The sequence below is a fragment of the Trueperella bernardiae genome (genome assembly GCF_030246965.1).
Classification (GTDB): domain Bacteria; phylum Actinomycetota; class Actinomycetes; order Actinomycetales; family Actinomycetaceae; genus Trueperella; species Trueperella bernardiae.
This window is the reverse complement of sequence record NZ_CP127099.1, coordinates 21,007-35,805: the sequence shown is the minus strand read 5'-3', so window position 1 is coordinate 35,805 and position 14,799 is coordinate 21,007. Positions and strand designations below refer to the sequence as shown.

Here is a 14,799-nt window from a genome sequence, read left to right as displayed (position 1 = left end):
CTTGGACCTGGCGGTGTGCCTCATGCCACGCCACGGCATGCCTCCTGGGTAAACTTCAGCCACGCCAACCCGTATTCTTTTCTCATAAACAGGTCAACATTGGGCCAATTGTCCGTACCGCGGAGCAGCCACACGCGCGGAAAAATCTCAACGTTATACGCATCGTTGCCGATGTAGTCTTTGCGCATGCCTTGGGCTACCGATAGGCGGCCGTGCTCGATCATGTCCAGCACGGCACGCACATGGTTAGCAATATTGAAGCGCTTACCCTCATGCTCGGGAACCCGCACCGAGGAATCTCGGGTAATCCCCCAATCCCCGAACACTGAATCATCAGAGTTAGCCATCCGCAGCTGTGACCACTGCAAAGCACTAGCATGCCAATCCCCAGTCGTGTCAGTATCCGAGGGCAGATTCAATGCGTGAATATCCGTCACATACTCCACCAGTGATCGCCTACCTTCCACTAGTCTAACCACTATTCTACCGATCAAAAGAACACAATCGGAGCGCTACACCAATACCCCACACCTACCGGGCACGGCCTGCTTGCTTGCGTGCCACTTTTGCCTTGCCCACCTTCGTGGTGGGTTTCGCCTTCGTGATGGCCTCCTCAGCCGGCTCGGGGAAGGAGACCTCTTTCAGTTCGACCGCCTTGGCCGCCTCAGTCCCGATCTGGTCCCGACGCACCTGTGTCAGACGCTCACGTTCTTCGGCGCTGAGCACCTGACTTTTAGCCTGGTCAACTTCTGGTGATGCGACCTCACTTTCTTGTCCTTTTTCAGCGTCGGCTAGGTCGGCGCGAGCGTGATCAGCCTCGAGGTGAGCACGGTTAGCCTCCCCCTGAGCGCTGGCCACCTCACCGGCCGAAAATAGATCCTGATAGTAGTCAGCGGCCTTGGCTTGCCCTTTACGCATATCCTCAGCCCAGGCGTGAACCCACTGCGGGACGGGTTCTTTTTCTGCTTCGCGTCCTTCCCTCACATCACTGACCGGGATATCTTCACCTGGCACCTGCGGGATAACCTGGTCGACCTCCTCGTCACTGAGCTCGTCGATACTGACCTGCTCCACCTCCAGGGCGCGCGTCCCGTACCGGTCCTCAATCTCTCGTAACGCCCGCGAATAGACCTGACCAGCAAGAGGATCAACGTCACGGAACCGGGTCGCGACCCCTAACATACGGGACATGTCCTCCGCTTCGGCACCCCGCCAAAAGGCGTCCCGCATCCCTTCTGCTAGGTAGGGGCGTGCCACGCTAAGCTCCTGATTAAGGCGAGCTTGTTCGGCATACATCTCCTGCTGTGAGACCTGTAGCTTGAGGGTGCGCCTAGCCCGCAGGGCTTCACCGATCTGCTCAACGAGCCTGATGCTCGCCACGATGTTGCGTTCGGCGTCATCCATGATCGAATCGGGCTGACTCATGTTTTCTCCTTATCCGCCATAGCTGGCTAGTGAATGTTGAATGTCGTCTTTATCTGCTGACCTGAACCACGGCTCAAGTTCCATGAGCACTGGCCGGGACTTCGAGGCGAACAGCCAGGCACGCCATTGTGGCAACGAGGCCAGTTCGTCAACGGTTGCAATGGGACGTTCACGCGCTTGCTTAGTCACCGAACGCGAACGTGAACCTTGTCCCGAGGAATAAGAGATTTGATCTTCGTAGTAGGTGCCAAGGAGCTTAGAAATAGAGTCCAGTGCGCCTGTTTCCTTAATTCCACCCGCATAAATGGCAGTATTCGACGCTGACCAGAGCTTCTTCATCCCGGTTTCGCCCCACACGTCCACGCCCTGTGACCAGGACTGCAAAATGGTTTGCAGGCAGATCCCCTTCGAACCAAAGTGGGAATACAGTTTGGGAAGGTCCCGCCAGGGACACACGTTTGCCGCTTCATCCAGGACGACCATCATCGGGGTAGGCATACGCCCTCCTTGCGATTCGGCAAACGCTTCTGCCGCCATACACGTCACGATCGTCAACGCCGAAACTAGTGGTGTGACGTCGGAAGTATCCTTCGACATTGAGTACAGAGTTTCGCGCGAGCGGACGAACGCCACCGGGTCGAACTCGACACGGGAGGAGTCGGGCATGTACCACTGATCCATGTCCGGGTCCTCAATCCACGACAAGCCCATACGGGCACTTGCCCACATGCCACCTTTCGTATCTGGAGGAAGGTTCATCATGCCTTGGAGTGAGGCCGCAACCGCTTCTAAACCATGAGAGTTCAAGATCTCTACAGGAGTTTCGTCAACTTCCAACGATGCCCAGGTATGGACCTGTTTCATGGTGTGCCCGCCCAGGGCGGCCGCAGCCAGGAGCGCGGCCCGGATCTGGTCGCCACCACCGTCCCAAAAACCGTCATAGCGAGCGTTTTGCCCACCTGCGGCCCTGCCAGCGTCCCCGAGCGTCGAGGACAAGATCCGTGACCGGGACACAATAGAGCCGTCAAACCCGTCCGCTGTTAGGTATGTCAGCGGATTCCACCAGCATTCAGCTTCCCTCTTGCGGATCTTTGTCGGGTCGAAGATCCACACTTTCTGCCCCGTGCGTTGCAGCCGCACCAGCGCCGTTGAATCAACCAAATCTCGCTTGTTCGAGGTGGCAAGGACAGCTCCCGGGCCAGAGATCACCCACGGAATAGCAAACGCAACTGTCTTACCCGTTCGTGGACCAGCAAGCAATGTGCCGACGCTCTCCCAATCGCCGCGTATGATCCCACCATCAGGGATAGCCCGCCCCAAGGGAAACCCGCCATGGGTTTTCACATTGTCGATACCGAACTGGCGCGCCTTGTCCTCAACCGCTTTGGTACGCACCGCCCCCGAGGACCCTTTTGAACCAGTCAGCCGTCCACGCTCATCACCCCTTGCTCGTGGTGACATCACCACCGCCCGGTACATGACTGCTATCACGGCAGCCACCACACTCACGCCCACAACGACGCCAGTGATGATCCACCCCTTGCCGTTCATCGTGACTTGTCCGGTGGACAGGTCGATTATCAGCTTAAAAGGGTTCCATGTAGCGCGATGCCCCGTCAGGACAAGGCCAATGTGAACCGCCACGTCGAACACGCCGAGTACGGCTATCAAGATCAGTGAACCGATGAGCATGGCTCGATCAGTTGGGTCCATGCTTTTCATTTCCACGCCTTATTGGTGTCGTTCAAGGCCAGCTCAGCATTGGTCAGTTCCACATGGACGGGAATGCCCGGACGTCCACCGACCTTGATCAGGAAGTTTCCCCGCCCTGGCGGGGCCGCCTCACGGCCAGCTGCCGAGTCCCACATCGGAGGATCCTGCCACCCAACCAACATGTCTTGCTCTTTTTCAGACAAGGGAATGGCTTTCGTCAGCTGAGCCATTTCACCGCGGGGCAGTCCCCCGCACAACACCACACCGGAACGCTCGACGAACCCCCTGGCTTTTGCACGGTCTTCCTCACTGGCAATGGCATCCAGATCGCTCATCGTGTGGGTAATCATCGCCTGCCCCGTGCCCCACTGCCGATTAAGACGAGTCAATGCGTCAACCCGATCGACCATGCCCCGCCCAGAGCGAAGAGCACGCCACAGCTCATCCATGACCACGAAAAAGTGACGACGTGGTGCCACGCCTGCGTCAGCAAGAGCATTAGCAACCGCAATCGTGCCAAACCCGTATGACCAGCACGCCAGTAGCACTGCAGCCTGCAAGGCCGCGTCGCCGTCTTCAATGGAGGACACATCGAAGACCACCGAACGGTCGATTTTCATCGGCGTTGTCGTATGACCGGCGAAAATTTCACCGAACTTACCCGACAGCATTGACATCAGCGTCGCTTCCAATCCCTCCGTGATTTGCCGGTAACGCCCCAGGTCGCCATGGTCGATCGCCACCTGCCGCACGTCCTCGGGCGCATCGCGAATGACCTGTAGCACGTCCCGTAGCACCGGAACCCCCTCGTGGTGCTCATCGAGGACTGCTAAGGCTCGATCCAGAATTGCCTCTTCACGATCGGTTGGTGGTTCATTACGTGCCAGCTGGATCAGTCCGGTCAGCATTGTCAGCCTCCGACCATGAGCGTCCGCCAGTAGCTCCGCGCGGGCTTCTCCTAATAATGCTTGGGCGGCCTGACGGGCCATACCAGTATCAAGGGGATTAATCTGCGACCGTCCCCGCCCAATCTCAATGACCTGCCCGCCAATGGCGCGAATGAGATCGATGTGTTCGCCCTTGAGGTCTCCTAACACCATCGAGTGCGTCCCATACCCGTCCAGGCCGAGCATAATCCTGCGTACCGCTGAAGACTTACCAAGACCAGGCTTGCCCAGGACAAACATTGACGGGTTAGAGATCAATGCTGCGCGCTGGAACCATGAGATCGGATCGAAGCAGACGGTGGTGGCGGTGCGAAGATTACGACCGAATGGCACACCAACCATCGGAGCTCCTGCACCAACGGCGAAAGGCCACAGCCCACACACCTGCACGCTCGTGCCACGCCATTCGGGCGGCACAGGAACACGCCGCTGTGCCCCACCACCCTCGCCCGGCCAGCCACGAGACGGAACCCTCACGCTCACAACGCCTCCTTCAACGATTCGGCCACCGGCGAGAACTTCAACGGCACCACCCCCACAGGAATTCCGAGCACAAAGGCGGCATCTTGTGCACCCCACGCTTTACGGATCTGAAGACGTGAGGAGGCCGACAGCGACTCGACAATCGCCTCAATCTCAGCCATATCCGAGGAAAACGTGCCCGTTGCGGTGATCACCATCCCGAAGTTTTCAAGCCCGGCCCCGCGTGCTTCTTCCTTCGCCGTCGCATCCGCTTTCGCCAACGCCGTCGCAGCCCGCGCATTACCAGTCTTCGACCCCGTGTAGCGAACCGAGGCCCGCGCCCGGTCCGCCTCCACAATCGCGGCGGTACGCGCCGCATCGATCGGCCGATACAACAGTGCTACCCGCTTACGCGGGATCGCCGGCTGCGGGGCCAACAACCTGGCCAACACGTTCGACTGGACCAATCCACGGGGAGCATCCGACATCACCCACGACACTGACACACCAGAATCGTGGACGTAATCGCCAAAGCGCGCCTCCGCCGACACCGGCCCACAATCCTCCCACCCCAGGGCAACCTCTTGACCCGTCAACGTCGCCTCATCAAACAAGGCCTCGGCCTGCGGGTCATAGGCACAGCGCACAACTTTACGTAGCTCACTAGCCGTAACCGGGCGCACCATCCCCGCGCCCGTACCAGCCAAAGCCTGCGTCAAGCCTGGAAGGCGGGTCGCAAAGTCTTTAGCAACCTCATCCATGCTTCGCTTACGCATCCCCTTACGCACCGCAGCCTCATAGGTCAAGGTCACATACACTCGCACCAGGGCAGAGCCTGCCGGATAGGAATGCTGGACCTCCTCCAGCATTTGCACCGCAACCGGTGAGGCCGTTGGGGCAATATTGCCCAGAATCTCCTGCTTGAGTCGAGTGCCGGTATCAGGGGCCGTCTCCACAATGACCTGCGCACCCACAAGCCCCTGCTCCTGCCCTAGCGAGGCCAACCACATCCCATACCGGGCCACCCAGATCTCGATCTGTTCCTCATCAACGAGCGCCTCCCCATCAGGCTCAGAGGCAAACACGATCGAATACGTTGAGACCGACGGGGTATGAATAATCGCAAAAGGCCGCTTATAAGCATCCTCATACTCGGCGATCTTCGTCGATGCCAACACTCCTGGGAGCTGGAAGGTCGCCCACGGGCTACCACCGAACACTCCCGAGCGGTACAGCGTTTCGCCACGCCGCTTCGCCTTCCAAAACATCACGTGCTCTCCTCCTTTTTCTGCCAGCGAGTACCCAAACCGATCCCGCACCGTCAACAAACCAATCACGGCTGCAAACCCGACAAAGACAACCACGGCGGGCACGAAACCAAAAACGGCCTGTACCATCACCACGCTCACCAGGCCTACAAACAGCAACACGGTTGCCAGCCCAGAAAGTCGCCCAAGCCCGGCAGCCTCGGGCTTGACCCAGTTCCCAAAGGTTCCCGGAACTGCTTTCATCACTCATCTCCCGTCTGACCCGAAACCTCGGCAGAGACCCCGCCGGCCACCTCGCTACCCACCTGATAGGCAGCCGTTACCGCGGCCAACCCGCCCCCGGACGCTGTCACTGGCGAAGACCCCGATGGCGTACCTCCTGTGTTTCCACCGCCCGCGGCTCCACCCTCGCTCGGTCCTCCGGAACTGCCAGGTGCGTCCCCTGAATCTGCTGGCGCTCCACCCGGCGATTGACCACCACCGCTACCACCGCCGGGAGTGGCGCTCGCCCCGCTCGGGCCACCACCGCCAGAGCCGGTAGAGCCGCTATTGCCACTTGCTGACCCCGACGAGCCAAGATGACGTGCACCTCCGGCCACCACCATCGTTCCAACCCCACCGGCGAGCGCACCAAGGGCCGCCCCGCCACCGGAGCTCATGGCGCTCGCAGCGGGCATGATGAACCGGATCAGCGCCGGCATCGCAAGAGCTGCGAAACACACAATAATCAGGCCTTGAAGGAAAGAAATAGCGCCGGTCGTATCCAGCCCACCAGCCTCGAGCTGGGCACGCACCTGGTCAGCACAGTTATGCCACTCGCTCCCATGAAGCCCGATCTCATTTACGGGGTTAATTGGGTTACGTGGTCTCCACTCAGAAGCTCCCGGCCCGGACGGGTCAAACGGATCGAAACCACACTTTTCGTGGATCATGTCGTCAACGGTTGCGGTTGCCTGCGCTGCGGTTGGTGAACCCATGAGGCGGTAGCCCAGCGCCAAAATGATCGCGACCGCGGGCTTATACAAAATGAAGGCCACCGTCCAACTTGATGCTTTCTTAAACCAGTCCTGCCCCCACGAGGTATTGGAGGCCGCCGCAGTCAACGGCAACACGCCCATCAACAAGGTCAACATCACCCCACGGGCAAGCAGCAACATCGCAAGTATCAACGCCCCAACGATCGCCACAATCCCGGCCAGCACAATCGCGAACGGTGCCATGGCCTCGTTGAGCTTAATGAAAGAGGCCATGTTCGCCATGAAATCGCCACTACCGCCAGAGGACTTGATCAGCCACGTAGCCAGCTCATCGGCGGCCTGCGTGGCAAGAATAATCCCGGTCATCGACGCCCCCGACACCACCACCAGGCGCATCAGTGAGGCGACCAGTTCCCGTGCCGGTTCCCCACGCTGGTTCCAGATCATCTGAATGGCGGCCACCAGCACCGCCACAACCGCCATCGAGGACACAAAGGGGGCGAGCGTGGACTGTACCCATGAGGCCTCCGTCTGGTTAAACAACGTCAGACCAGAAATATTCACGATGAAATCCCCACTGAGCTCTAAAGCCCACTGGGCGGCGCTCGCCACCGACTGGGCCAGCTTATCGGTCGCGGTTTGACCAATACTGCCAATCCAGTTCCCTAGATGACAGCCCACGTCATACCAGGTGCACTGCTCGTCCACTCACGCCTCCTTCTTAGTAGCCCCACACTTGGAAGCCCTCAATCACAAGGTCACCAACCGGGTAGCCTTGTGGGCCCTGCGCCCCCATGACCACCCGCCAGTCGTGGTCCTCCCACACCACCGGGAGCTTCATCGCGAAGACGCGGTCAGCCACAGGCGTGGCACTAAAAGCCACATCGACTTGATATTCGAGGGGACCGACCAGTTCGGTTTTAAATCCCATCACGCTCACCGGCTCCACCGGCGCGTTCTGTGGTTGGTCACTGGCCAAAATCTGCTCCCGGCCGGCCGTGTTGGCCAGCAACATGCTCGCCACCTCACCTTTATCAGGGTGAGAGGTCATGGCGGAGACATAATTCACTGCCGCCAACAACGCCCCCTTCGGGGTGAAGGCATACCCCGTAGGTAGCGGGTTCACGCTACACGGGCCGATCCCCTGAGCGCTGGCCACTCGCACCCCCGACTCGGTCATGAGCCGGGTTGTTGCAAAACTCGCGTCAGGCTTACTGCGATCGGTTGGCTCATACCCACACGCGGCACTATAGATGGACTCTTCATCCTCGCTATCCTGGGCCGAGGGTGTCACCTGCCCGCTCGCGCTCATCGACGGTGCGGTCGAGGGCTTATCCTCACCTGTTAGGCCCATCACGACCAGCACAACCAATCCCACGACGAGGATGCCCACCATCGTCAACCCCACCACCACGCGAGACCGGCCAGTGTGTTCCATACCCTCACTCATGTCAGGGATCCTACGATCGCTGAGGCGGCTGTGATCAGCACCAGCCCAGCGAGAACCCAACCCAGTTTGCCGGCAGCCTCACCGCCTTCACCGCGCCTGTTTTGGAAAAACATGGTGACACCGACAATGATGATTCCCACCACGCCCAACGCTGTGGCAATCCAGGCCAACCAACCAATGATCGTCTGAATCCCCTCCGTCCCCGGAGGTTGGGCCGGATCAACAGCAATTGCACTCAGTACGTCCACCATTTCATTCCTTTCCTGCCCTGTTCAGGGCCTCTATCTCCTCCACTGCCCGAGACACCCGTCCCGGCACACGGTTCGGGCTTTTCCCGAGCCGTAAGTCATTGATCCAGTCGATATGGATCGATACGGGAAATGCCGCCTTGATCGCGCTCAACATTTCCACCAGTTCGCGCGGCAACCGCCGGCCGGGCACGTCCGCGACCAGCACCACGCCAACGAGTTCAACTCCCCTAATCGCCCCGGAAAACACTCGCAAGGCGGCGGCCTGTGCCGCCCGCAAACCGGCCATGTTCGTCCGGGCCACCACCAGCACACGGTTAGCCACCGGGGCACTCACCGGCCAGGCATGATCCCCATCGACCAGTCCCGTCAGCTCCGCTACCGTGCTCGTCCCGGCACCCCCGTGTGCACCCACCAAGACAATATCCTCATGGTGGTCACTTAAGACCACCGGCAACCTACACGCCACCGCATCCTGGGCACTGATACCCGCCACCACGGACCACACTGGTGCGACCTCGCCCGGCTCGCTTACCTTCGCCGGCTCCACCTCACGGCCTATCCACGGGTTATCTACCACGCTCACAAAGCCTCCTTCCTTCACAAAGAATGTGCATCGCCACCTGCACATCCCAACCAGAAGAACCACGAAAGGACAATCCCGTGCACACCTGGCCCCCAGCAAGTGCCCACATCGACACCGACGCCACCGGCACCATCACCCTCGCCGGCATCAGCCGCACCCTCACCGCCGCCACCATCGACGACGCACGCACCCTGGCCCGCAACCAGCTCGCCGCCTGGGCAACCCACCTGGGCCGGCCACTTACCGCATGCGTCACCGACCCCGAAGGCACCTGGACCATCACTGTCGACGCCGACGCCGACACCCACGACGTAGCCACTCCCTCGCGCAGAAGCTGGTGGAAGAAGTGAAACTCCCGCGCCATATTGACCACACCATCACCCAGGTGTGGGTCGTGACCGCCAGCCCTCTCCCACCCAACATTGCTCACGACAACGCCACATGGTTCGCTGACGAAAACGACGCGCTCACGGCACTGTCCGTTGCCCCACCGGGCTCTCGCTTGTGGACGACCACCATTCACGCCACCCAATCCATCTCTGAATGGCAGCACGTCACACCAACCCCGCCAAACGCTCCACACGCACCCGAAACTCCTCAGTAATCTCACCGCCACCATCCAAATGCCACAACAAGGACGAGGCATCGCCACCCCGACGCGTACCCACCACCAAACCCATCCAGGCACCAATCGCCGTCTCACTCAGCCCCATCGCCAACAAATCCACATCAGACCTCGCCCGCGTAATACGCAACGAAGACCCCACCACAGCCGCGATCTGCAACATCCTGCGCGTGGCATTAAACGCCAACCCCTGCTCAATCCCAGCACTGACCAAGGCATGCAAAAACTTTTGGTGAGCCCCACCCCACGACTCAAACAAGTCCGTCGACAACACTCGACCAACCCCGCGCTCATGATCAAGGCCACCACCATCTTCAATGCCATCCTCAAAGCCCTCACCCACGAGCACCTCAGGCACATCCCGGCAATCCTCACGAGCCACATTCGCGGTCACAATCCTCACCAGCAAACCCCACGGGTTCTTTTTCGCCTCAATAATGGACTGCGTCTTCGTCCGTAACACCTCCCACATCCGCGACAGCAGATCCGCACGCGCATGCTCAGGATCAACCCCCACGCGCCTCCTAATCAGCCACCCCAACCGAGTATCGACCGTGACCTCAAGTGCCTCCCCCAACGCCGGGCCAACCTCATCCCAACCGTGCTCCTGCGCAAACACCAGCATCGCCCGCAAACCGTCAGCCGACAACGGATCCTGAATCCGTAAATGCGCACCAGAGGCCAACACGTCGGCCGGCTCAGCCTCAACCACAACCGAGTCCCGTCCTGGGAGTCTCCCATTGGGACTGTGTGAGTTTCCGCACACTGGCGTTCCTTCGGGGATCCGTAACGCATATCGCGTAGCCCCTTTAGCCTGCCCCCACTTCCATGACGAACGCTTGACCAGACCACGCTCCTCCAACGCTGACAATTCCCGACCCAACTGGGAACGTGAAATCTTCGTCCGCTCACACAATTCATTCCATGTCATGATCAGCTCACCGGCCTCATCCGCATGTAGCGCAAGAACCGACAACACGAGCAGGCCCCGCGGCGAACCGGCCTCATCAGCCTGCCCAAGCATCCACGCCGCCAACTCCGCCCCCATGATTCACCCCCATGTGTGCCAACGTTTAAACAAGAAGGCTGGGGCAGACCGTTTCTGACACACTTCGAAGCGTCTGCCCCAGCCCTGATTGCGTGTTTTTCGGCAGGAAAGCAACCGGGGCGGTAGAACCTGCCGTCAATACCGGCGATCCGAGTCTGGGTAGTCGGTATTGGAGGGAAATACCTGGAGGAATACACCCCACCAATACCGACCACCCAGCCCAGAACCGGCCCCGGTGACACGCGCACCGAGTCACAGGTGACACCTAGGTGCCACCTCGCCTTAGGCCTCCAGGACCGATGCCTTTCGGCGGTAAATCAGCAGACCACCCGCACCGACCAGGCCAAGTGCGAGCAGGGCAATCGGCCCAGTGCTCGCGCCCGTGAATGCCAAGCCGCGCCCGGCATCCCCGCGAGATGCATCCTTAAACGTGATCGTCTGCTCGACGTCGTTCAGGTCGTGGTGGACACCGATCAGGACGTCACCGACAAGCACATCTTCGAAGACAACAACCTTTGATCCTTGGACCAAGCTGGCATCGAAGCTGATCTCCACGCTCGCGCACTCATCAGCAGTTGCCGGGGTGAACGGCGTCGTGACCGTCACCGGCTGGCCATCCTTATCAAGGACGGGCTGGCCATTATCCTGCATCAGCGTGGTCGTGATCGTGTAGGTCGTGCCCGGAATGAGCTGCCCAGAGTGCTCGCAGACCTTATCAACGATCGTCTGCGTACCCTTCTTCTCCATCACCTGATCCCCATCAGCCTTATCAGTAGCCGTCGTATGGAGCTTCGTGATCTTCAGCGTCTGGTCCTTGTCATTGATATCGGCATGGACAACAAGCTCGACATCGCCGTCGTAGAGCTTTTCAAACGCGACAATCTCTTCACCGGCATACCCAGACAGGTCAGCCGTGAACACGACATCCTGGGTGCCGTTCGGCTTTTCCGGCGTAAACGTCGCCGTCGTCTCCACCGGCTTGCCCTCAGCATCAGTGAGAGCCTTACCCGTGGACTTGACCATAATCGTGCCCGTGACCGTGTACTCCTTGCCCGGCTCCAGGTTCGTGTACGACACCTGATCAACCAGCTCAACCTTGCCAGCCGGAACCGCGCCACGCGTGGACTTATACATCAGCATCGTGTGAATCTCCGGCTCCGAGCTAATCGTGAACTGCTCGCGCTTGTCCTCAACCGAGGTCGTCATCGGCTTAACACGATCATCACCAGCAAACGAAGTGACGAACACGTAAGTACCCGGCACAGCCTTACCCGCCGCGTCAGTCTTGACCTTGAACTCAGTCGAGCCGAGCGTGGGGTAAAAACCATTCTTCGCCGGAACAGTGATCTGACCAATAACTTCAGCCTTATCAGCGTTCGCCTCGATAACCTCCAGACCATCAGGGAAGAACAAGAGCGTCTGCGTCATGTCAGCAACGTCAGCACCGAACCGATCATCGCCACCAAAGGTCGTGTGATCCTTCGGGAAGCCAGTCACCCACAGATCATCAACCAAATACGTACCCGACTTCGTCTCACGAATAGCGGCCGACGAATCAATCTCGATCGGGTGACGCACCGATACCGTCTCCGACGGCACGCCATACCCATCAGCCCAATCATCATGGATCAGCACTCGCATAGCCTCGGGCTGGTCAGTCTTGACCACCTCCCACACCACCGTGGCAAACCCAGGCTTAGCACCCTCAAAGGATGCCGTCAGCTCACCGGGCCCATTCGCAGTAATCAGCTGCGCCTCACCGATCTGCTTGGCACCCTCCGGCACCACATCACCGGCCAGGGGCGGGACAAGGCCCGCCTCATACGCCGTCACGCGGTAGGTCACCGGCACCGGGCCAGCCGTCACACCAAACTTGCCAGCCTGATCCTCGTCCAGCTCCAGCCACTTCCCATCACCATACGTCGGGTCAGCGGCCGCCTGGAACGTGTCCGTGAAAATACCATCATCCGAAACCTTAACGACTTCCGATGTGCCCACCGGCTGGAAATCATAAATCACCCGCCACGACGGACCAGGAACACTCACCTCACGAGGATCGATTGGTCCTCTGTTTCCATAAGACAACATGTCCTGCACAGAGCCATCCGCACCAAACTTCGTCAACGTCCGCCGCACATCCGCCGCATAATCAGCCTTGTAGCTAACTTGTCCATTTCCGGTAGCGCGCCAGGTCAGTGAAATCGGGCTGTCCTTGGTCTTGCCCGACCACGTGTTCGTGCCAGTCTCATCAAAGACTGCCGGGCCTGAAAGTGTGACAGTAACCGGAGTGCCAGCAATGGCCTGCCCATGCTGATTCTTCAGCTGAATACCGTTGATGGTGCCGGTTCGTTGCCCTTCACCAGTGACACCACCCTTTTCGTAGCCAATAACGGCGCTATTACGGGCTTCGGTCACATACCGTTGGGCGAGAGCATCAACCTGGGGATGTTGAGCTCGTACCTGGGCAACAAGCGTATCAACTGTGCCCTGGGCGTCATACCCGCCCTTTGGGGATTCAAAATTCACGTGCATCAAATACGCTAGCGCGGCCAGCACCGTATCATCGGTGGAGCCTTGATACTTGTTGAGCAACCATGCTGCTTGGGCAGTTTCGAGATCAAGCTCGTCCGGGCCCCACTTATGAGAATCCTCTAGCGTGCTAACCGAGGTCATTTCACCCGGCCCTGGATCGGTGAACCTGGCATTGATACACCAAATCTTGGTATCTTCTACCGCCTGACCATCAATACTGTCGGTCTCGACATAATGCGGGCCAAGACGCAACGGACCATACAGATTCACGCCCGTCACTTCTAGGCCGCGCCCGGTAGTGGCATTCCAATCAGCCCTGGCAACCGAGGGCACGAACAACGCAAGAACCAGCGTAAAAACCGCAACAACACCTGCGGTCCGGCGACGCTGAACGCCAATCGAATGCGTCAAATGTGACACAATTCCTCCTAAGGGAAGATCGAACTATACTCCTAAGGGCAACCATTCATGGTTGACCGGTCTTTCCTAGGTGGTGGAACAGATGGCAGTCTGTTCCACCACCGCCTCAAGGTCTCTTATTCTCTCCTTCCACCATTAGTTCCTGGACAAGTCTTTGCACTAGCAACGCCACGTATTCCCGAACTCATCGCCACAGAAGCTGCCGCCTTCGTTCTCTGTCTCTACCCATCCGCCTCCTGCTGGTGGTTGCGGTGCGGGCGCTGGTGCCGGCGCGGGAGCGGGCTTCGGTGCTGGCTGTGGTGCTGGTGCTGGGTTGTTGCCTCCTTGGGCGGGTGCGCTCGTTCGTGGCGAGGTGGATCCTGTCGATCCCGTACCACCTGTGTTCGCACCACTATGGTTTCTTCCAGTCGATGCCGTAGGCGCGGAGGCCTGGGCAAGGAAGGCTTGGTAGGTGGCTTGCACCTGCGCCACAGGCTCATCAAGACCAGCCACCAGCTGATCAAGCTTGGCTATCATGTCCCGATACGCTTGGGTCTGTTCACCATTGACCTGACCAGCCTCGTCGATCAGCCCAGAGAGCTCATTAACCGCCTGTTGCAGATCAACGCGCTTTTGATCATCAACAACCTGGCCCTCGGTCTGCCCAATCAGGCCAACGGCCTGATCGCGGGCAGTGGTGGCCTGCTCGATAGCATCAGCCAGCGCCTCTTTCGCACTGTTGAGCTCAAAGGCACTCACCGCAGCTTTGACAGCTTCACTACGTTCATTAAGGAGGCCCACGCGGTCGCGGGCTACCTTAGCGGCATTCTCAGCTTCAGTTCTCCCTGCCGCTAGTTCAGCGCGCCCAAGCTCACTTCCGTCAGTAAACTGTTCGGCCACCGGCAGATCTGTTAGCGCATCAGCAAGACCATCACAGGAGGCATCACCGCCCGTTTTCGATGCGCAGTCCGACACCAAGTCTTGAGCCTGGGCCACTACCCCATCAAGCTCATCGAACGCGGTGCGAGCATCATCAACTGCCGCCGTGTAAGCCTGACGATCGGTGCTAAGTGCGTGAGCATGAAGGCCATAGGCTCCCCCGGCGATGCCCGCCACGAG

At 59.4% G+C, this 14,799-nt stretch carries 14 protein-coding genes; 3 read left to right on the top strand and 11 right to left on the bottom strand.

The window, feature by feature from the left end; genetic code table 11:
* Positions 1-20 precede the first annotated feature (20 nt).
* The 9 genes from QPC17_RS00170 to QPC17_RS00130 form a co-directional block, all read right to left on the bottom strand.
* Positions 21-446, bottom strand: coding sequence for a hypothetical protein (locus QPC17_RS00170; RefSeq protein ID WP_251769687.1), 426 nt, complete (start codon positions 444-446; stop codon positions 21-23).
* 85 nt (positions 447-531) lie between these two features.
* A complete protein-coding gene (locus QPC17_RS00165) occupies positions 532-1,425 on the bottom strand; it encodes a hypothetical protein (protein WP_285347316.1) in 894 nt (297 codons plus the stop codon).
* A 9-nt stretch (positions 1,426-1,434) separates the two neighbouring features.
* Positions 1,435-3,147 carry a type IV secretory system conjugative DNA transfer family protein gene (locus QPC17_RS00160; RefSeq protein WP_285347315.1) on the bottom strand — a complete coding sequence of 571 codons (1,713 nt, stop codon included), beginning with the start codon at positions 3,145-3,147 and terminating at the stop codon, positions 1,435-1,437.
* The gene (locus QPC17_RS00155; RefSeq protein ID WP_285347314.1) at positions 3,144-4,427 is read right to left on the bottom strand and encodes an ATP/GTP-binding protein; all 1,284 of its coding nucleotides are present in this window, start codon (positions 4,425-4,427) and stop codon (positions 3,144-3,146) included. Before QPC17_RS00155 ends, QPC17_RS00160 begins: the two co-directional genes overlap by 4 nt.
* 137 nt (positions 4,428-4,564) lie before the next feature.
* Entirely contained in the window at positions 4,565-6,058 is a 1,494-nt protein-coding gene (locus QPC17_RS00150) for an SCO6880 family protein (protein WP_251769689.1), read from the bottom strand.
* Positions 6,058-7,500, bottom strand: a complete 1,443-nt coding sequence (locus tag QPC17_RS00145) for a TrbL/VirB6 family protein (RefSeq protein ID WP_285347313.1) — start codon at positions 7,498-7,500, stop codon at positions 6,058-6,060. Before QPC17_RS00145 ends, QPC17_RS00150 begins: the two co-directional genes overlap by 1 nt.
* Before the next feature lie 13 nt (positions 7,501-7,513).
* Positions 7,514-8,242, bottom strand: coding sequence for a DUF8175 domain-containg protein (locus QPC17_RS00140; protein WP_285347312.1), 729 nt, complete (start codon positions 8,240-8,242; stop codon positions 7,514-7,516).
* Positions 8,239-8,493 carry a TrbC/VirB2 family protein gene (locus tag QPC17_RS00135; protein ID WP_285347311.1) on the bottom strand — a complete coding sequence of 85 codons (255 nt, stop codon included), beginning with the start codon at positions 8,491-8,493 and terminating at the stop codon, positions 8,239-8,241. Before QPC17_RS00135 ends, QPC17_RS00140 begins: the two co-directional genes overlap by 4 nt.
* A gap of 1 nt (position 8,494) precedes the next feature.
* The gene (locus QPC17_RS00130; protein ID WP_285347310.1) at positions 8,495-9,076 is read right to left on the bottom strand and encodes a DUF6668 family protein; all 582 of its coding nucleotides are present in this window, start codon (positions 9,074-9,076) and stop codon (positions 8,495-8,497) included.
* Positions 9,077-9,153: 77 nt separating this feature from the next.
* Between QPC17_RS00130 and QPC17_RS00125 the strand changes: the two genes are divergently transcribed.
* A complete protein-coding gene (locus QPC17_RS00125) occupies positions 9,154-9,426 on the top strand; it encodes a hypothetical protein (protein ID WP_285347309.1) in 273 nt (90 codons plus the stop codon).
* 204 nt (positions 9,427-9,630) lie between these two features.
* Here QPC17_RS00125 and QPC17_RS00120 read toward each other — a convergent pair whose 3' ends face one another.
* Together QPC17_RS00120 and QPC17_RS00115 are read right to left on the bottom strand one after the other, a co-directional pair.
* Positions 9,631-10,218, bottom strand: a complete 588-nt coding sequence (locus tag QPC17_RS00120; protein ID WP_285347308.1) for a hypothetical protein — start codon at positions 10,216-10,218, stop codon at positions 9,631-9,633.
* A gap of 813 nt (positions 10,219-11,031) precedes the next feature.
* On the bottom strand, positions 11,032-13,701 hold the full coding sequence (locus QPC17_RS00115) for a VaFE repeat-containing surface-anchored protein (RefSeq protein WP_285347307.1): 2,670 nt from the start codon (positions 13,699-13,701) through the stop codon (positions 11,032-11,034).
* 251 nt (positions 13,702-13,952) lie between these two features.
* Between QPC17_RS00115 and QPC17_RS00110 the strand changes: the two genes are divergently transcribed.
* Together QPC17_RS00110 and QPC17_RS00105 are read left to right on the top strand one after the other, a co-directional pair.
* A complete protein-coding gene (locus QPC17_RS00110; protein ID WP_285347306.1) occupies positions 13,953-14,120 on the top strand; it encodes a hypothetical protein in 168 nt (55 codons plus the stop codon).
* A 37-nt stretch (positions 14,121-14,157) separates the two neighbouring features.
* On the top strand, positions 14,158-14,535 hold the full coding sequence (locus QPC17_RS00105; RefSeq protein ID WP_285347305.1) for a hypothetical protein: 378 nt from the start codon (positions 14,158-14,160) through the stop codon (positions 14,533-14,535).
* Positions 14,536-14,799 lie beyond the last annotated feature (264 nt).

Bases quoted from the DNA above. Each gene is read 5' to 3' on its own strand.
- QPC17_RS00165 (WP_285347316.1), bottom strand. From the start codon at position 1,425: ATGAGTCAGCCCGATTCGATCATGGATGACGCCGAACGCAACATCGTG.
- QPC17_RS00160 (WP_285347315.1), bottom strand. From the start codon at position 3,147: ATGAAAAGCATGGACCCAACTGATCGAGCCATGCTCATCGGTTCACTG.
- QPC17_RS00155 (WP_285347314.1), bottom strand. From the start codon at position 4,427: ATGGTTGGTGTGCCATTCGGTCGTAATCTTCGCACCGCCACCACCGTC.
- QPC17_RS00150 (WP_251769689.1), bottom strand. From the start codon at position 6,058: ATGAAAGCAGTTCCGGGAACCTTTGGGAACTGGGTCAAGCCCGAGGCT.
- QPC17_RS00140 (WP_285347312.1), bottom strand. From the start codon at position 8,242: ATGAGTGAGGGTATGGAACACACTGGCCGGTCTCGCGTGGTGGTGGGG.
- QPC17_RS00135 (WP_285347311.1), bottom strand. From the start codon at position 8,493: ATGGTGGACGTACTGAGTGCAATTGCTGTTGATCCGGCCCAACCTCCG.